14 protein-coding genes and 1 tRNA gene are annotated in these 17,113 nt (G+C 62.1%); 9 read left to right on the forward strand and 6 right to left on the reverse strand.

Translation table 11 applies throughout. From position 1 onward, the window contains the following. Nucleotides 1-10: 10 nt before the first annotated feature. Together CPA56_RS08990 and CPA56_RS08995 are read right to left on the reverse strand one after the other, a co-directional pair. Nucleotides 11-1,513 carry an HlyD family type I secretion periplasmic adaptor subunit gene (locus tag CPA56_RS08990; protein ID WP_182041679.1) on the reverse strand — a complete coding sequence of 501 codons (1,503 nt, stop codon included), beginning with the start codon at nucleotides 1,511-1,513 and terminating at the stop codon, nucleotides 11-13. Then, complete coding sequence (locus CPA56_RS08995; protein WP_182041697.1) at nucleotides 1,513-3,726, reverse strand: peptidase domain-containing ABC transporter; 2,214 nt, start codon at nucleotides 3,724-3,726, stop codon at nucleotides 1,513-1,515. Before CPA56_RS08995 ends, CPA56_RS08990 begins: the two co-directional genes overlap by 1 nt. Nucleotides 3,727-4,179: 453 nt before the next feature. Between CPA56_RS08995 and CPA56_RS09000 the strand changes: the two genes are divergently transcribed. Then, the gene (locus CPA56_RS09000) at nucleotides 4,180-5,667 is read left to right on the forward strand and encodes a protein adenylyltransferase SelO (RefSeq protein WP_182041680.1); all 1,488 of its coding nucleotides are present in this window, start codon (nucleotides 4,180-4,182) and stop codon (nucleotides 5,665-5,667) included. 52 nt (nucleotides 5,668-5,719) lie between these two features. Here CPA56_RS09000 and CPA56_RS09005 read toward each other — a convergent pair whose 3' ends face one another. The 3 genes from CPA56_RS09005 to CPA56_RS09015 form a co-directional block, all read right to left on the reverse strand. After that, complete coding sequence (locus CPA56_RS09005; protein ID WP_182041681.1) at nucleotides 5,720-6,256, reverse strand: invasion associated locus B family protein; 537 nt, start codon at nucleotides 6,254-6,256, stop codon at nucleotides 5,720-5,722. A gap of 193 nt (nucleotides 6,257-6,449) precedes the next feature. Further along, nucleotides 6,450-7,061, reverse strand: a complete 612-nt coding sequence (locus CPA56_RS09010; protein WP_182041682.1) for a hypothetical protein — start codon at nucleotides 7,059-7,061, stop codon at nucleotides 6,450-6,452. A 35-nt stretch (nucleotides 7,062-7,096) separates the two neighbouring features. After that, on the reverse strand, nucleotides 7,097-7,621 hold the full coding sequence (locus CPA56_RS09015) for a hypothetical protein (protein WP_182041683.1): 525 nt from the start codon (nucleotides 7,619-7,621) through the stop codon (nucleotides 7,097-7,099). Nucleotides 7,622-7,916: 295 nt separating this feature from the next. Here CPA56_RS09015 and CPA56_RS09020 point away from each other — a divergent pair, with 295 nt between their 5' ends. The 8 genes from CPA56_RS09020 (at nucleotide 7,917) to CPA56_RS09055 (ending at nucleotide 16,896) form a co-directional block, all read left to right on the forward strand. Next, the gene (locus tag CPA56_RS09020) at nucleotides 7,917-9,173 is read left to right on the forward strand and encodes an adenosylmethionine--8-amino-7-oxononanoate transaminase (protein ID WP_182041684.1); all 1,257 of its coding nucleotides are present in this window, start codon (nucleotides 7,917-7,919) and stop codon (nucleotides 9,171-9,173) included. Next, complete coding sequence (locus CPA56_RS09025) at nucleotides 9,170-10,354, forward strand: aminotransferase class I/II-fold pyridoxal phosphate-dependent enzyme (protein ID WP_182041685.1); 1,185 nt, start codon at nucleotides 9,170-9,172, stop codon at nucleotides 10,352-10,354. The genes CPA56_RS09020 and CPA56_RS09025 overlap by 4 nt, the downstream gene beginning before the upstream one ends. Further along, nucleotides 10,351-10,989: an alpha/beta fold hydrolase gene (locus CPA56_RS09030; RefSeq protein ID WP_229707581.1), complete on the forward strand. Its 639-nt coding sequence runs from the start codon at nucleotides 10,351-10,353 to the stop codon at nucleotides 10,987-10,989. The genes CPA56_RS09025 and CPA56_RS09030 overlap by 4 nt, the downstream gene beginning before the upstream one ends. Beyond that, nucleotides 10,986-11,765 (forward strand): methyltransferase, encoded by a 780-nt coding sequence (locus CPA56_RS09035; protein ID WP_182041686.1) that lies wholly within the window; start codon nucleotides 10,986-10,988, stop codon nucleotides 11,763-11,765. The genes CPA56_RS09030 and CPA56_RS09035 overlap by 4 nt, the downstream gene beginning before the upstream one ends. Before the next feature lie 5 nt (nucleotides 11,766-11,770). Continuing rightward, entirely contained in the window at nucleotides 11,771-12,442 is a 672-nt protein-coding gene (bioD, locus tag CPA56_RS09040; RefSeq protein WP_182041687.1) for a dethiobiotin synthase, read from the forward strand. A gap of 134 nt (nucleotides 12,443-12,576) precedes the next feature. Further along, nucleotides 12,577-14,112 (forward strand): glucan biosynthesis protein, encoded by a 1,536-nt coding sequence (locus CPA56_RS09045; protein ID WP_182041688.1) that lies wholly within the window; start codon nucleotides 12,577-12,579, stop codon nucleotides 14,110-14,112. Next, nucleotides 14,109-16,292 (forward strand): glucans biosynthesis glucosyltransferase MdoH, encoded by a 2,184-nt coding sequence (gene mdoH / locus CPA56_RS09050; protein WP_407645678.1) that lies wholly within the window; start codon nucleotides 14,109-14,111, stop codon nucleotides 16,290-16,292. The genes CPA56_RS09045 and mdoH overlap by 4 nt, the downstream gene beginning before the upstream one ends. 181 nt (nucleotides 16,293-16,473) lie before the next feature. Next, entirely contained in the window at nucleotides 16,474-16,896 is a 423-nt protein-coding gene (locus tag CPA56_RS09055; protein WP_182041690.1) for an organic hydroperoxide resistance protein, read from the forward strand. Between the two features lie 124 nt (nucleotides 16,897-17,020). Here CPA56_RS09055 and CPA56_RS09060 read toward each other — a convergent pair. Further along, nucleotides 17,021-17,097 (reverse strand) — tRNA-Met (locus tag CPA56_RS09060). Nucleotides 17,098-17,113 lie beyond the last annotated feature (16 nt).

The following is a 17,113-nucleotide window of genomic DNA, read 5'->3' on the forward strand; positions in this document are numbered from 1 at the left end:
ATCCTTCGTCTCAGGAAGGCTCTCTCATGCCCTCTGTTGCCGCCGGCACCGCACGACTGAACAGGTAGTTCAGGATTGTCCGCTTGCCAACATCAATATCAGCCGTCACAGGCATACCTGCGCTGGGATGGAAGAAAGACGGCTGACCATGCAGGGTATATTTGTCAATTTTCAGCCTGACACGATAGAAAAGAACGGAGTTGCCCTCCTTGAGGATGGCTGACGGGTCAATCCCGGCCCTAATGTTTCCTTCGACCATCTCCGGTGGCAGGAACGTGTCCGCACTGATGAGATGGACCGTGCCCTCCGCCCCGCCATACTGGGCATAGGGGAAGCTGGAGAACTTGATGATGGCATGATGGCCCTGCCGCACATAGGCACTGTCCTGCGGACTCATGATGGCTTCCACCTCCAGCCCGCTTGCCGTCGGCTCCAGCGTCACCACGCGCAGGGTCGGGGCCACCATCGCCCCGACGGAAATGGGAGCGACCGTCAGCACGACGCCATCAGCCGGTGCCCGCAGGTCGATCTCCTTCTGCTGCACACGCCCCTTGCGATACTCGCTTCTCAGCTGGTCCAGCCGCCTCTGCCCCGTCACGAGCATGCCGTACACCTTCGTCTTCCAGCTCTGGACATAGCTCTCCCGCAGGGCACGGAGGGCATCAAGACGGTTCTGTGTCCCGCCAGCCGTCTGCTGGGCAGAGATCAGTGCCCGCTCCGTATCCATCAGGGCATCCTGTGCCCCGAGGGTGGACAGGCGTGACCCCACCTCTTCCTTCTGCTCACGCTCCCTCATGTCCAGCACGGCCTGGGTGACCCTCAGCTTGCTGGCATACATGGCGGCACTTCCACGGGCCGCCTGGAGGTCGTTCTGCATCCCGGCGATGCGGCGGTCAAAATCCTGGATGTGGGCCTGATAGTCCGCCTTCATCTGGAGGAACAGCTGCTCTTCCTGAATGGAGGCAGGAACGTTCATGTCCGCATGATAGTCGACATCAGCCGCCTGCGCCTTGAGCCGGGCCACTTCCGCCTGCTGGGATTCCATCTGGGCGGACAGGTTCTCCATGTCCACGTCACTCAGCGTCGGATCAAGCCGGACCAGCACCTGCCCCTTGCGGACATACTGCCCGACGGACACGTTGATGGACTTGACCTTCCCGGGGGCGACAGGCTGCACGACCACGATCGGAGCCGTCGAAATAATCCGCCCCGTGACCGTCACGACCTTGTTGAGAGGGAAGAGGGCCATCGCCAGCACGCTGGCCAGCACGAGTGACCCGATGAGCCACGTGATGTAGCGGGCCGAGGCCGTCATGGGCAGGTTGACCATCCCCAGCGTGGGAGAATGGAACTCCAGCAGGGCCACGGGCATGTCATTGGGAGCGAAGGGATCGTCAGCCTTGCGTGGCCCCTTCAGGTTGTCCCCGTCCTCCAGCACCTGCTCGCCCTGCTGAGGGGTCTCCTGTCTGGCAGGCTTTGCGGGTCCGGTGCTTGGCTCTTTTCTCTCACGCATCACTTCTGTCCTCCTCCGGGCCGCCCTTTGCCGGACTGGTCTCCCTGATCAACGGGCCGGACATTGAGCGGGATCGGCGGCTGTGGGGGTTGAGGTGGCTGCGCTGTCTGCTCAAGATGACGGTTCTGCTGGAGCCACAGGGTCCGGTACACGTCGCAGCGTTCCAGAAGAACGGCATGGGGAGCGATGTCGATGGCACGCCCCTGCTCCATCACGGCGATCTGGTCACAGTCAACCAGCGAGGACAGGCGGTGCGACACGATCACCATGGTGCGGCCCTTGGCCAGATTCTTGAGGTTGGCATTGACCAAGGCCTCGGATTCCGGATCGAGAGCCGAGGTGGCCTCATCCAGGATCATGAGCTTCGGATCGGAGATCACGGCACGGGCAATGGCCAGACGCTGCCTCTGCCCGCCGGAAATGTTGGTCGAACCTTCCTCGATCCATGTCTCGTAACCGGCCGGCATACGCTCGATGAATTCCTCGGCTCCGGCCAGACGGGCGGCCCGGATGACGTCATCCAGCGTCAGGCCGGGACGGCCTGCCGTGATGTTGTCATGGATGGTCCCACGGAAAAGGAAGTTGTCCTGAAGCACCACGCCAAAGGAACGACGCAGATAATGCAGGTTGATTTCCCTCAGGTCGACCCCGTCAAGACGCAGATACCCCTGATAATCCCGGCTGACCCCCTGAAGAAGACGGGTGATGGTCGATTTGCCGGATCCCGAACGCCCCACGAGCCCCAGCATGGTTCCGGCAGGAACGTCGAAATTCACGTCTGACAGGGCACGGGTGGAGGCACCGGGATAGGTGAAGTTGATGTTGCTGAAGCTCAGTGCCCCCTTGATGGGCGGACGCATGCCGTGGGTGAGGGCATAGGTTTCCGTCGGCTGGTTCAGCACCTCACCGGCTTCACCCAAGGAGACGGTCACTTCATTGAGGGATTCCATGATCTTGGCCAGACTGACCAGCGGCGAGGCCACCCGGCCACCCAGCATCATGAAGGCCATGAGCGCACCGCCCTGCATGGAGCTTGAATCCGTCAGCACCAGATAGGCACCGACAAGGATGATGCCCCGGTTGATGAACATGTTGAGCGGCTGGACCATCGTGCTGACCCAGTTGGCCAGACGCTGGGAGGCCAGACGCCAATGAATGACGACGGCCGTGCGGTTGTCCCATTCAGCCCGGCGGGTGTTCTCGAGAGCCAACGTCTTGACCGTCCTGATGCCGGCCACGGTCTCATACAGGGTGGCCCCACGCTGCATCTCGGCACGGACCATCTTGCCCGCCACGCGGCTGACCACAGGCAGCATGATGACCACGATCAGACCGATCGCTCCGGCGGCGACCAGGGTCAGCCACGCCAAAGTGGAACTCATGTAGAACAGCACCGGCATGACGACCATCAGCATGAACATGTCCAGCAGGGTGTTCAGCACCTGCCCGGTCATGAAGTCACGCACCTTGAAGATGGAGTTGAACCGCCCCAGCACCTCACCGGCCTGCTGCCGTTCATAGAATTCCAGCGGCAGGGCCAGAAGACGGTTGAAGGCATGGAGGGAAATGCGGGCATCCAGCCGGGTGGTGACCACCAGCGTCAGCTCCTGCCGGGCATAGGTCAGCAGGATTTCATAAAGGCTGAGGATGACGACGAACCCCGTCAGGGACACGAGGGTGGCCATGGAGTGATAGTTGACGACCCTGTCCACCACCTGCATGACGATCATGGCCGGGAACAAGCCCAGCACGCTCAGGACCATGGACGAGAAGACGATGTCCCGCAGGCCCTGCTTCTCCCGCAGGACCATCTTGGCGAACCAGTAGAAATCAAAATTGGCGTCCGCCTCGGATTCATCACTGCGCTTCTTGATGAGGACGACATCACCCGTCCAGAGCTGCATCAGCCTAAGCTCGTCGATCGGAACGGGAGGCTCCCCCTCGCCCTTGAGGGGGTCACGCAGCCAGACGATGCCCTTTTCCGGATCGGTACGGATCAGCAGGCCGGCAGACCCGTCACGGAACAGCAGCACGACGGGCGGCGTGTAACCCAGCTTGACAAGATAACGCCAGCGCAGGCGCATCCCCTTGGCGACGGCCCCGAAATCTCTCAGCCAGCGGACAAGGGTGGCGGGCGATGGAGACGCCTCACCCGGTTCTGCGGCAAAATCCCGTATGTCCAGCTCGATCCCATGATAGCGGGCGGCGGCCATGGTGGCACGCAGACGGATGTAGACGGGATTCACCCGATGCGGGGTCGATCCTGCACTGTTGCGCTCCGCCCCGGGGGCGTTGGACTCACGGCCTCCAGCATCGTGCCCGGAAGACTGTTTGCCAGTTGGAGGCTGGTTCTCCACAGAATATCCTTATCTTGTCTCGTCATCCGCATCGGGGCCTCAGGAATTAATACCCCATTCATGGTATGTCATGCAGAAATCTATAAGCAGTTACAACCCACAGCAAGGGCACAGGACGAGATTGGCCCTGACTTTTTGTTCAGCCTGAAGGCATTCCGCCCTGTCTCTTCCTGTCCCGTCCGGGGGCGGCCATCATCGGTGCGCCCCCTTTTTCCCTCTTCCATTCCCCCCACCATCTCCCCATCTGGAAGAAAGAAAAATTGGCTGCCCAGAGCCGGACCCTCACAATCGACACCAGAAAGCCGCTTCATGCCTGTTCCGCCCCGCTACGCAACATCCCTGCCTGATTTCTTCCATCGTACCATCAGGCCGGCGGCCTTTCCTGCTCCTCAGATCGTCACCCTGAACGTCCCTCTGGCCCACCAGCTGGGACTGGACGTGGACTGGCTGCATTCCCCCGCCGGGGTGACCTTCCTGTCCCGCGGGCTGCTGGAGGAGCAGGCGGATGGCGGTCCCCGGGGGCCTGTCGCCACGGCCTATGCGGGGCATCAGTTCGGTCATTTCGTTCCGTCCCTGGGGGATGGCCGGGCCGCCCTCATCGCAGACTGCCCGACGGCTGACGGTCACGTCATGGAGGTGCAGATCAAGGGGACAGGCCCCACCCCCTTCTCACGCAGCGGGGATGGCAGGAACACGGCAGGCCCGGCCCTGAGGGAGTATCTCGTCAGCGAGGCCATGCACGCCCTCGACATACCCACCACGAGGGCACTGGCCGTGCTGACCACGGGCGAGACGGTCGAACGGGACAGCGGCCCCGTCCCCGGCGCACTGGTCGTCAGGGTGGCCCGCAGCCATATACGGGTCGGCAGCTTCCAGTATGCCGCCGTTCATGGCGGGCTGGATCACGTCCGGCAGCTGTCCGATTTCACCATCCAGCGTCTCTTCCCCGAGCTTTCGGACGAAGGGCCGGGCCGCCATCTGGCCCTGCTGAAAACCGTCATCAGACGTCAGGCCCGGCTGGTGGCCCGCTGGATGGAGGTCGGTTTCATCCACGGCGTGATGAACACGGACAACTGCGCCCTTTCCGGAGAGACCCTGGATTACGGCCCCTGTGCCTTCATGGACCGTTTCGACCCGATGAAATGCTTCAGCTTCATCGACAGGGAAAGCCGCTACGCCTATGGCCGCCAGCCCGCCCTGGCCCTCTGGAATCTCGGCAGGCTGGCGGAATGCCTCTTCCCGCTCTTCGATGAGGACGAGAACCGGGCCATAGAACAGGCACAGGAAGCCCTGCACGAATATGACAGCCTCTTCCACCATTACTGGCTGGCCGGTTTCCGCCGCAAGCTCGGGCTGGAAGAGCAGGACGAGCACGACATCCGCCTTCTGGAACACATCCTGGAAACCATGCACACGGGGAAAGCGGACTTCACCAACGCATTCCGGATGCTCGGCTCTCCTGATGTGGCGATCAGGGGTGACCATGCAGCCCTGCGGGAGCTGTTCCCCGGCAACAGGGGACATTTCGACCTGTGCCGGACCGAAATCCTCCACCGCCTGACGCTTGAAAAACGCTCCGCCGAGGCCCGCCAGCAGGCCATGCAGACCACCAATCCCCGCATCATTCCCCGGAACCATCAGGTGGAGGCCGTCCTGTCACAGGCCATGAAAGGCAATTACCAGCCTTTCCACGCCCTGCACGAGGCCCTGAAAACGCCTTTTGCAGAAAAGGATGACGGGCTGGACATTCCGCCACGCCCGGAAGAAGAAGTCAGCTACACGTTCTGCGGCACATGACGACGGACAGACATTCCCGCCCCGGAGCCGAGGCGGAACCTTGCCCTGCCGCTCACTGCTGCGTCAGGACACGGACACGCTGGAGAGCCTGAGCCAACCCTCTCGTCGAGAAGAAGAGCTTCATCGGCTGGCCGGAGAACGTCATGGCCGTGAAGACGGCTTTCTTCTCCTTCAGCAGGCTACTCCACTGCTGGTCATCAAAAGACAGGGGAACAAGGCAGCCTGTCGGCAGGCAGGTGGAGAAGGAATAGCTGTCGCCCACCGGCTGGGACGCATTGGTCAGGGTCAGACCACGGACGAGGTCCAGCCCGAAAGGAACGGTGGCCAGCCCCCGCACCTGCACGCCATCCGGTTCCAGACGGATGCTCATGACCCGGCTGTGGGTGTGGGTGTCCAGTGCCTGCTGCCGGGCGAAGCACTGCATGTGCTGGCTCTCCGCCCCATCCTTCGGCTGGCAGACGACCTGCCAATCCTGGTACCGTTCCGGCAGGGCACCGACCCCTCCGAACGGCCCTGACGCCGCCCGGGCGGATGCCCCCAGCAGAAGCGTCAGGCCACACAGTCCTCCCAGCAACCGTCCTGCCTTCATGCCTCGTCCCATAGCCGTTCGTCCCTGAACCGTTTCAGTCAATCACGGGTCTTTAGACCACAGAACCCGGCTCTTCACCAGCCTGTCAGTCACTTTACCCCCACCAGTGATGCTGCTCAGGTCCCCGGAACATGGGCACCATGCCGCCGCACACCATCAGGCGACGTCACGACATCCCCTGCCTCCGAAACACTCAGTAAGCGGCGGGAGGGTCGGCCTGCGTGCCTCCCTTGGAGAACAGGGTATGCAGGGTCTGATTCAGCTGCATGATCTGGGGCAGCAGGCCCGGCCTGGACGATGCCTGCTGCCCGGAGGGCTTCGCTCCTCCCTGCTGGGCGGCGGCTCCCCCCACCCCGGCCTGCTGCTGGGCAAACTCGGCACGCTTCTGTGCAAACTCGGCCTGCTGCTGGGCCAGCTGGGTTTCTTTCTGGATCAGCTCAAGCCGGAGCTGCTGGTCCTTCAGCTCCTGCTCCAACTTGTCCCGCCGGTCATCCGCTCCGTCCGTCTGACCCTGGCTGCTGCGCTCAGATACGGTACGGGAGACCGTACCACCCGAAACCTGCCTGCGCTGGGTCTCCTGTCTCTGGGGGGGAGGCTGCTGCATGGCCTGCTGCCGCATGAGCTGCTGCTGGGCTGCCTCCAGGGCAGCACGCCGCTGGTCCTGGCTGTCCTGAACCCGGGCCAGCGCATCAAGCTGGGCAGGGTCCGTCGTCTGGGCATGAGCCACGGACATCATGCTCCCGAAACCACCCACGCCCAGCATCAGACACACCAGCCCGACGTACCTCTCAGAAATCCCCCCCATCTCACCCCTCCTGCTTTTCAGCAAAAAGCCGTCAGTTAACCTCTCGTCGGGCAGGCCGCATTCGGCTGGACACGGGTCCCGTTATCACCCGTGGAAACCAGCAGGGCGGTTCCCGGCTTGTATTCACATGTCCGGCCCACCTGCGTGGACAGCAGGACATCTCCGCCAGCCCGGTCCTGATAGGCAATCGTCACGCCATCAACGAGCGTGTGACCACGGACGATCTGCCCACCGGCCAGCGCACCAACACCACCGCCACCAGCACCGGCTGCCAGGCCACCGAGCCAGCCGGCATGACCGGCACCCACGGACAGACCACTGCCAAGAGCCGCCCCCAGAACGCCGCCGACAATCTCCGCCGTCTTCTTGTTGCGGGCATTGTCAACATTCACCTTCGCTGCGGACACGGAAATGATCTGCACGGCCCGGCCCCGCTGCACCGTGTTGACCTGTGACTGGTCATAGACATCGGGACGTGATTCCTGACCCGGTGTCGTACAGGCAGTAACAGCCAGAAAAGGCACGATCATGGCAGCCATCAGGCCACGAACTTTCAGCATGGTCTCTCCATTTCTCCAGAACACCCCGCCACGATGACGTGCGGGCAGGGCTGACAGAACTACACGTCAGGGCCTTTCGTCTCAGGCCCGCAGATACCCGGCCCCCGGACAGTGCCATCAGAGGGGTCCGGCCAGTTTCTTTTTCCAGAAACAGGAATGCGCTCGTCAAGTCAGATTTTTGTAAACTCCTCCTGCCATCTCCCCGGACCTTGATGCCATTCCGCCTTTACGGGACATTGCGGGTCCGATAGTGAACCTCCTCACGATCTCCTGACTGTCAGACGGACACATCATCATGACCACTGCCAGCACCCTCCCCCATCTCTGGCTGCCCTACAGCCAGATGCGGACCGCCCCCATACCGGTGGAGGCCACCTCCACCTCTGGCAGCACCATCACCCTTGCGGATGGACGGACCCTTGTTGATGGCATCGCCTCATGGTGGACGGCCTGCCACGGCTACAACCATCCCCATATCCGGCAGGCCCTCGTCCGGCAGGCCGAGACGATGCCACATGTCATGTTCGGCGGGATGGTCCACCAGCCCGCCATGACACTGGCCCGGCGTCTGTCAGACCGGCTGCCCGGCGATCTGGAGCGGGTCTTCTTCACCGATTCAGGATCCGTGGCGATGGAAGTGGCAGCCAAGATGGCCATCCAGTACCAGCTCAACCAGGGGCGGGAAGGACGGCACAGGCTGCTCTCCTTCCGGGGCGGGTATCACGGGGACACGCTGGCCATGATGGCCGTCTGCGACCCGGAAGAAGGGATGCACCGTCTGTTCGGAGAAGCCCTGACACCGCAGATCATTGCCGACCTCCCCACCACGCCTGGGACGCTGGCGGCACTGGAGACCCTTCTCTCCGAGCGGAGCCACGAGATCGCCGCCATCATCACCGAACCCCTCGTGCAGGGGGCGGGCGGGATGCTCTTCCACGGGCAGGAAACCCTCCGTCATCTCCGCCGTCTCTGCGATGACCACGGCATCCTGCTCATCATTGATGAAATCTTCACCGGGTTCGGCCGGACGGGGACATTTTTCGCCTGCGAACAGGCCGGGATCACGCCGGACATCATCACCCTGTCCAAGGCCCTGACAGGCGGCACCATGCCCCTCGCCGCCACCATTGCCCGGAAACACGTGTTCGAGGCCTTCCTCTCGGATGATCCGCTCCATGCCCTCATGCATGGCCCGACCTTCATGGCCAATCCACTGGCCTGTGCCGTGGCCAATGCCTCGCTGGACCTGTTCGATCAGGAGCCACGGCTGGAACAGGTCCGGTCCATCAGTGCCCAGATGGCAGCAGAGCTGGAACCCTGCCGCTCCCTGCCCGGCGTCAGGGATGTCCGTGTTCTGGGTGCCATCGGTGTCGTGGAGCTGGAAACGCTGAATGACCCGGAGGCCCTCAAGCGGGCCTTCATCGAAAAGGGCGTCTGGGTCCGTCCCTTCCGGCGCATCGTCTATCTCACGCCCGCCTTCACCATCACGCCCGATGAACTGAGCAGACTGACCGGCAGCATCCATCATGTCCTGAAGGACCATCTGGGATGAACGCCCTCCAGTCCGCCCTTCAGGCAGCCCTTCATGAGCGGGACCGCCAGCATACCCGCCGCCATCTTGTCCCCATGGAACGGCAGGGCGGCTCTCTGCTCCGTCAGGGCCGGAAGCTGGTTGACGTCACCTCCAACGACTATCTCGGCCTTGCGGACCATCCCCTGCTGCGCCAGAGGGCGGCAGACTGGACAGAACGGTACGGCACGGGCGCACGGGCCTCCCGCCTTGTCAGCGGTACCCTGCCCCTGCACACGCAGCTGGAAGAAAAACTGGCCCGCTTCAAGAAAAGCGAGGCGGCCCTGCTGTTCGCCAGCGGATGGCAGGCCAATGCGTCCCTGCTCCCCGCCCTCAGCCACCTGTCCCGCCAGCAGACGGGCCATCCGGCCATCCTCTTCATGGACCGCCTGAACCATGCCAGCCTGCATCATGGCTGTCTGGCAGCCGGGCTGCGGCAGGTGCGCTTCCATCATAACGATCTTGCCCATCTGGAAACCCTGCTGGACCGCCATGCCGACCAGAAGGGCCTGAAATTCATCATCACCGAGACTGTCTTCTCCATGGATGGAGACCGGGCCGACATCCCCGCCCTGCGGGCACTGGCAGACCGTCACGGGGCTTTCCTTTACGTTGATGAAGCCCATGCCACCGCCGTTCTGGGGCCGGGTGGGTGCGGCCTGTCCAACGGGCTGGCGGACATCACCATGAGCACGGCCAGCAAGGCCCTAGGTGGAATGGGAGCCTTCGTGACGGGAAGTCGGGCACTCTGCGACTATCTGGTCAATCAGGCCTCCGGCTTGATTTACAGCACGGCCCTGCCCCCTGCCTGCCTCGGGGCACTGGATGCCGCCCTTGAGATCGTCCCTTCACTGGAGGCTGAACGCCTGCATCTCCAGCATCAGGCCAGCCGTCTGCGCCAGCGACTGAATGATGCAGGCTGGAAAACAGGCCCCTCCAGCACGCAGATCATTCCGGTCATGATCGGAGACAGTGAAACGGCCCTGCATGTCGCCCGCTCTCTGGAGGAAAAGGGATTCCTCAGCATTGCCATACGCCCGCCCACCGTCCCGCCCGGCACGGCCCGCCTGCGGATCGCTCTGGAAAGCCGCCTTTCCGCCACCACCATAGACCAGCTCGGCGACGCCCTGCTGGACAGCCTGCGGAGTGTGACGCCCCGATGATGACGCTCCATTTCCTGCATGGCTGGGGTTATGACGCCAGCTTCTGGACACCACTGCGGCAGCATCTGCCGGAGTTCCGGCATGTCTGTGCTGATGCGGGCTATTTCGGAGCGGCGACACGGCCAGACCTGCCGGAAACTCCCTTCTGGGCCGTGGGCCATTCCGCCGGGGCCTGTTCCCTGCTGGCTCTGGAAGCACCGCACTGCCTTGGCCTCATCAGCATCAACGGCTTTGCCCGCTTCACCAGAGACGGGGATTTCCCGGACGGTGTGCCGGAACGCATCCTTCACCGCATGATTCGGCAACTGGACCGTCAGCCACGGGATGTCCTGCACCAGTTCCGCCAGATGTGTGGAGAGACCGACCCCGTTCTCCCCACCACGCTGGACCACGAAACCCTGAAAACCGGTCTTGCCGCACTGGCCGGGATGGACCACCGCCCCCTCCTGCCCCGCTGGAAAGGGCGGCTCCACAGCCTGCACAGCCCGGATGACCCGCTCTCTCCTGCCAGAAACGGGCTGGGCCCCGAAACCAGTGGCATCAGCCTGCCCGGCGGGCATCTTCTGCCCCTCACACACCCGCAGGACTGCGCCATCCTTCTCAGGCGCATCATCAGGGACGCTCCTCCGGCATGACATCCCACCGCAGGACCGACATTGCCGCCCGCTTTGATGCCGCCCACGACTATGAACAGGCGGCCTTCATCCAGAAACAGTGTGCCCGGATGCTGGCCGGGCGCATCCGCCAGAGCCCTCTCCTGCACCCGCCCCGCCGGATTCTGGAATTCGGCTGCGGAACCGGCCTTCTGAGCCGTGAGCTGATGACCACTTACCCGCAGGCTGAACTTCACCTGACCGACCTGGCCCCCGCCATGCTAGACAGGGTCCGCCGGACTCTGGCTCCTCTGCCAGCGACCGTGCATCTCTATGTCATGGATGGGGAACATCCCCGACCACAGGATGAAACGGGTGAAGGGTTCGACCTCATCACCTCCAGCCTCTGCCTGCAATGGTTCGAGGACCGGGCCGGGGCCTTCCGTGACCTTGTGGCTCTCCTGCGGCCCGGCGGCCGACTGATGGTCAGCACCCTGCTGGCGGGCAGCCTGCATGAATGGCAGGAGAGCTGTGAAGCCGCCGCCATTCCCTGTGGCGTGCCGGACTATCCCACCCTCACGCAGCTTCAGCAGGACTGGCCACCGGGAGGACATGGCCAATGGGACGCCTGCCCGCTCCATGACCCCGCCCCCTCGGCCCGGCACTTCCTGAAGGGGCTGCGCATGATCGGGGCATCCCTGCCGAAAAACGGGCATCAGCCGACCCTGGGCCTGCGCAGGGCCATGCGCCATTTTGACGGCCATTTCGACCATGTGACCTATCAGGCCGCCTTCGGCTCCTTCCAGAAAGGACACTGACCACCATGCTGCTCTGCCCCCCTTCTCCTCTGCCACAGGCGGCTCCGAAAGGCGTCTTCGTCACCGGGACGGATACCGGCATCGGCAAGACGCTCACCAGTGCCATCCTGACGAAAGCGTGGCGGGGCACGTACTGGAAGCCCTTCCAGACCGGCCTGGCCGAAGAGGAAGGGGATACACCCACAGTCCAGCGTCTGACCGGCCTGCCAGACGGGCATTTCCTGCCCCCGGCCCATGCCTTTCAGGCCCCCCTAGCACCGGCTGCGGCCGGTCTGCTGGAAGGCGTGACGCTGGAACCTGAACGACTCGCCCTGCCAGAGGCCCCTCATGCTCCGCTGATCGTGGAAGGAGCGGGTGGCCTCATGGTCCCCCTCACGGACACCATGCTGATGATCGACCTCATCGCCCGGCTGGGCCTGCCCGTCATTCTGGTCACACGCAGCGGGCTGGGAACGCTCAACCACACGCTGCTCAGCCTAGAAGCCCTGTACCGGCGTCAGATTCCTGTCCTCGGCTTCATCACCAACGGGCCGGAGTCCCCCCAGAACAGCCTGACGCTGGAACGGCTGGGACAGACCCGGTCCCTCCATCATGTTCCCACCCTGCCATCCCCTCCCAGGGCAAAAGATGTCAGCCAGATGGCCGCACAGATTCCTTCATGGGAAAGCCTGTGGTAAGAATAGGTTGGCCTTGACGGACAGAAACTACATTTTTTTAATGTAGCCTGCCATGAAAATACCATTCCCCCGCCCTTCGATGGCGGGTTAGACAGGGTCCACATTACAGACTGACAGGGTTTTTAAATCTCATTATGAAAATTTATCGTCGTGAACTTGTAAAAGCGGGTCTGGGGCTGGGAGCGGGACTGACCCTGACGGGAGGACGCTCCCTGAGGGCACAGACGGTAGACGTGGCTCCGACACGTTTTGATGACAGCACTGTCCGGTCTCTGGCCCAGGGACTGGCCAGCAGGAGCTATCAGCCGCCCCAGAAGGACCTGCCTGATGCTCTGGCCCACATGACATTTGACCAGTTTTCATCCATCCAGTTCAACGCAGAAAAAACGCTCTGGGGGCAGGACCATCTTGCCTTTGATGTCGAATTCTTCCCCCGAGGCTATCTTTACAAACAGAAGGTCGATGTCTTTGAGGTCGAGAACGGGGCGGCCCATCCCGTACCCTGCACGGCAGACATGTTCAGCAGCCGGGACGCCGCGCTGAATGCCAGTACCGAGACGGGCTTTTCCGGGCTGCGCATCCGCCATGCCCTCAACCACCCGGGTGTCATGGAGGAATGTGCCGTTTTTCTCGGTGCCTCCTACTTCCGGGCCGTGGCGAAAGGGCAGAGCTACGGTCTCTCCGCCCGCGGGTTCGCCAAGGACACCGGTACTCCGACAGGAGAGGAATTCCCTGTTTTCCGGGCCTTCTGGCTGGAAAAACCTGCGGCGGGCAGCCAGTCGCTCGTGCTCCACGCCCTGATGGACAGCCCCTCCCTGACGGGGGCCTTCCGCTTCACCATCCGGCCGGGTGAGACGACCCTGTTTGATGTCCAGTCCTCGTTCTTTCCCCGTGTCGACATCACGGCGGGTGGCATCGCCCCCCTGACGGGCATGTATTATTTCGATGCCAATGACCGGACGCATGTCAATGACTGGCGGCCTGCCGCCCATGACAGCGAGGCCCTCCAGATATGGACCGGGGCCGGACAGAACATCTACCGCCCCCTGACCAACCCGACCGACCTCCAGCTGTCTTCCTTCAGTGATGCCGGGCCTTATGGCTACGGGCTGATGCAGCGCAAACGGTCCTTCCATGACTATGAGGACCTCGCCCTGCATTATGAAAAGCGGCCCTCCCTCTGGGTGGAGCCTGTCGGCAACTGGGGTGAGGGCAGCGTCAATCTGGTGGAAATTCCAACTCCCAGTGAGGTCAACGACAACATCGTCTCCTTCTGGCGGCCCCAGAAACCGATGAAGGCTGGCCAGAGCTACAACTTCACCTACCGCATGTACTGGGGCTGGGACACGCCGTGGCCCACCCATCTGGCCCGCATTCATGACACCCGTGTCGGGGCTGTGACGGACCACCCTGAGAAGGTCCAGTTCGTGCTGGATTTTGATGGCGAGCCGTTCCGCTCCCTGCCCAATGACACGGCCTACCATCTCATTGCCCAGACATCGGCTGGCACGATCGAGACCACCACGCTGATGCCCAACCCGGAAATCAACGGCATCCGTGCCTTCTTCCAGCTGACACCCGGGACGGCGAAGCTCTGCGAACTTCAGGTCCAGCTGGCCAATGCACAGGGGCCTGTTTCCGAGACATGGCTCTATCGCTGGACCCCATGAAACAGATGACAAGCCCACAACATTCCCGGCAGGCGTCCTTCCTCCCTCCTGAAGCACCACTGGCCATGCCCGTGCAGGACCTCCACAAGGCACCGGACCGTCATGGCCGGTCCTTCTGGCGGCTGCCCACGACACCGGGCCTGCTCTGGCTGCGGCGGCTGGCCGTGTTCGGAACGGCTTTTCTCCTGACCGGCTACAGCGTGATGAAGATCAATGCCGTCTTCAACTCTCTGGGGACGAGCACGCTGGGGATGATCATGCTGGGGCTGTTCAGCATCCTGAGCTTCTGGATTTCCCTCTCCTGTGCGTCAGCGATGGGCGGGTTCTGGGCCATGCTGCGTCATGGCGGGCTAGGACTTGGCATCCGCCGTACCGGCCCTCTGCCGGAGCTGAGGGGCAAGACGGCCATCCTGCTTCCCACCTACAATGAACCGCCCCAGCGGGTGATGATCAACCTCCGGGCCATGCTCAGGAGCCTTCAGGAGACAGGGCGGGGCGACCATTTCGACATCTTCATCCTCTCCGACACGACAGACCCGGACATCTGGGTGCAGGAAGAACAGGCTGTCCTTGACCTGCACAGACAGGACTACGCCCGTCGGCATCTGTTCTATCGCCGCCGTTTCAGGAACACGGACCGCAAGGCGGGGAATATCGGCGACTGGGTGACCCGTTTCGGCGGGGCCTATCCGGCCATGCTTACCCTAGATGCGGACAGCCTGATGGATGGCGGACTGATCGTCCGTATGGCAGCCGCCATGGAACAGCATGAGCAGGTAGGCCTCATCCAGAGCCTGCCTGTCATCGTGGGCGGGCAGACACTCTTCGCCCGGATGCAGCAGTTTGCCGGACGTGTCTATGGACCACTGATTGCACAGGGCATTGCCTGGTGGCATGGATCCGAGGGCAATTACTGGGGACACAATGCCATCATCCGCACGCAGGCCTTTGCCGAGCAGGCGGGCCTGCCCCACCTACCCGGCAAACCACCTTTTGGCGGGCATATCCTGAGCCATGACTTCATTGAAGCCGCCCTGATGCGCCGGGGTGGCTGGGCCATCCACATGGTTCCCGGCCTGAGTGGCTCCTATGAGGAAAGCCCGCCTTCCCTGACGGACATTGCCGTGCGGGACCGCCGCTGGTGCCAGGGGAATCTTCAGCATGCCCGCATCCTCTTCACCAAGGGGATGCACTGGGTCAGCCGGTCCCACATGCTGGTGGGCATCGGTTCTTACATCATGTCCCCACTCTGGCTGCTGTTCCTGCTGTTCGGCATTCTCATTGCCCTTCAGGCCCATTTCTATCACCCTGAATATTTCAGCACGCAGCGCAGTCTCTATCCGCACTGGCCGCATGTGGACCCTGTTCTGGCCCGGCTGGTCTTCATCCAGACCATGATCGTTCTTCTGGCCCCCAAGGCTCTGGCCTTCCTTGCCACATGTCTTGACCGCAGGGAACGGGAGCAGGCGGGGGGCGTGATACGGCTTGGCTGGTCCATTCTTCTAGAGACACTGATTGGTGCCCTCATCGCTCCCATTGCCATGCTGATCCAGACATCGGCCATCATTTCCATCCTGTCAGGCCGGGATTCTGGCTGGAAAGCGCAGAACCGTGATGATGGCAGCCTGCCCTGGGCAGACACCATCCGGAAATACTGGTTCTACAGCCTGTTCGGTCTCATCCTGAGTGTTGCTGCCTGGTCCGTATCCCTGTCCCTGTTTCTCTGGATGCTGCCTGTCCTGATCGGCCTTCTGCTGGCCATTCCTTTGGTCGGTTTCACAAGCAGCAGCCGGATTGGCCAGATGGCCCGTAAGGCCGGTCTTCTTCTCATTCCTGAGGAAACGGCTCCCCCAGCCATCATCCAGAAAGCACATGAGGAGCGGGACCATCCCCATCCTGTCATTGTTGAAGCCTTCCATGCGCTACGCAGCAATACGGAACTGAGACATGCCCATCTGGCTACCCTGCCAGCCCCCCGCAAGGCAGGTGATCCCATTTCCGTTCCATTGCTGACAGGCTCTCTGAAACTGAAGGAGAGCAGCACGCTGGAAGAAGCCCTGACACGACTGACCCCCGCAGAAAAGGCAGCTGTCCTCAGCTGTGGCAACGACATTGCCATTCTGGCGGACCTGCCTGTCAGCACGCCGAGCCTTACGGACGCTACTGACAGGATCGACTGAACAGCAGCAGTTTTTCAGACGTCAAAAGGGGCTGAGGCATAAAAATATGCCTCAGCCCCTTTGTCTGTTCAGTCATGCACCCCATCTCTGAAATGGACGTTCTGCCAGCTACAGTAAAAGCTGCGGAACATCTGAGAACCCTACAAAAAAGGCCCGTACTATTCGGGCCGGGAGTGCGTTTATGTCCATCAATGTTGTTTATAAGACCACAGCCCGGGCAACTGGTGGTCGTGATGGTTCTGCCGAGACCACCGATGGCAGCTTCCGTGTTGCTCTTGGTGTACCCAAAGAGATGGGCGGAAATGGCCAGGGCAACAATCCGGAACAGCTTTTTGCAGCCGGTTATTCAGCCTGTTTCCTCGGTGCCATGAAGTTTGTTGCTGGCGAAGAGAAGATCAACATCCCTGCTGATACACATGTCCAGACGACTGTTGGCATCGGTCCCCGCTCGGATGGCGGTTTCGGCCTTGAAGTGGCCATTGAAGTGTCTCTTCCGGGCATGGATCGCACAAAGGCTGCCGAACTGGTGAAGAAGACGGAGTTCGTCTGCCCTTACGCCAATGCCACCAAGGGAAACATCAAGACGGTTGTCACTCTGATCTGATTGGTCGATATAGAAAGGCGCATCTTTTGGGATGCGTCTTTTCCTTGCCTGTCTAGCTACAAAAAGACCTAGAGCCCACCTTGTGGGTACCGACCTGATTTATATTTGAGGGGGAGTATATGGATGGATGCGGGGGTAGGATTTGAACCTACGACCTTCAGGTTATGAGCCTGACGAGCTACCGGGCTGCTCCACCCCGCGTTGGTGGGTGGTTTTT

Source organism: Bombella mellum, assembly GCF_014048465.1.
In the GTDB taxonomy this organism is placed as follows: domain Bacteria; phylum Pseudomonadota; class Alphaproteobacteria; order Acetobacterales; family Acetobacteraceae; genus Bombella; species Bombella mellum.

Excerpts from the sequence above, each read along its gene's own strand:
- mdoH (WP_407645678.1), top strand. The coding sequence starts at position 14,109 with ATGAAACAGATGACAAGCCCACAACATTCCCGGCAGGCGTCCTTCCTC.
- CPA56_RS09035 (WP_182041686.1), top strand. The coding sequence starts at position 10,986 with ATGACATCCCACCGCAGGACCGACATTGCCGCCCGCTTTGATGCCGCC.
- CPA56_RS09020 (WP_182041684.1), top strand. The coding sequence starts at position 7,917 with ATGACCACTGCCAGCACCCTCCCCCATCTCTGGCTGCCCTACAGCCAG.
- CPA56_RS09005 (WP_182041681.1), bottom strand. The coding sequence starts at position 6,256 with ATGAAGGCAGGACGGTTGCTGGGAGGACTGTGTGGCCTGACGCTTCTG.
- CPA56_RS09015 (WP_182041683.1), bottom strand. The coding sequence starts at position 7,621 with ATGCTGAAAGTTCGTGGCCTGATGGCTGCCATGATCGTGCCTTTTCTG.
- CPA56_RS08990 (WP_182041679.1), bottom strand. The coding sequence starts at position 1,513 with ATGCGTGAGAGAAAAGAGCCAAGCACCGGACCCGCAAAGCCTGCCAGA.
- CPA56_RS09025 (WP_182041685.1), top strand. The coding sequence starts at position 9,170 with ATGAACGCCCTCCAGTCCGCCCTTCAGGCAGCCCTTCATGAGCGGGAC.
- CPA56_RS08995 (WP_182041697.1), bottom strand. The coding sequence starts at position 3,726 with ATGGCCGCCGCCCGCTATCATGGGATCGAGCTGGACATACGGGATTTT.
- bioD (WP_182041687.1), top strand. The coding sequence starts at position 11,771 with ATGCTGCTCTGCCCCCCTTCTCCTCTGCCACAGGCGGCTCCGAAAGGC.
- CPA56_RS09030 (WP_229707581.1), top strand. The coding sequence starts at position 10,351 with ATGATGACGCTCCATTTCCTGCATGGCTGGGGTTATGACGCCAGCTTC.
- CPA56_RS09045 (WP_182041688.1), top strand. The coding sequence starts at position 12,577 with ATGAAAATTTATCGTCGTGAACTTGTAAAAGCGGGTCTGGGGCTGGGA.
- CPA56_RS09055 (WP_182041690.1), top strand. The coding sequence starts at position 16,474 with ATGTCCATCAATGTTGTTTATAAGACCACAGCCCGGGCAACTGGTGGT.
- CPA56_RS09000 (WP_182041680.1), top strand. The coding sequence starts at position 4,180 with ATGCCTGTTCCGCCCCGCTACGCAACATCCCTGCCTGATTTCTTCCAT.
- CPA56_RS09010 (WP_182041682.1), bottom strand. The coding sequence starts at position 7,061 with ATGGGGGGGATTTCTGAGAGGTACGTCGGGCTGGTGTGTCTGATGCTG.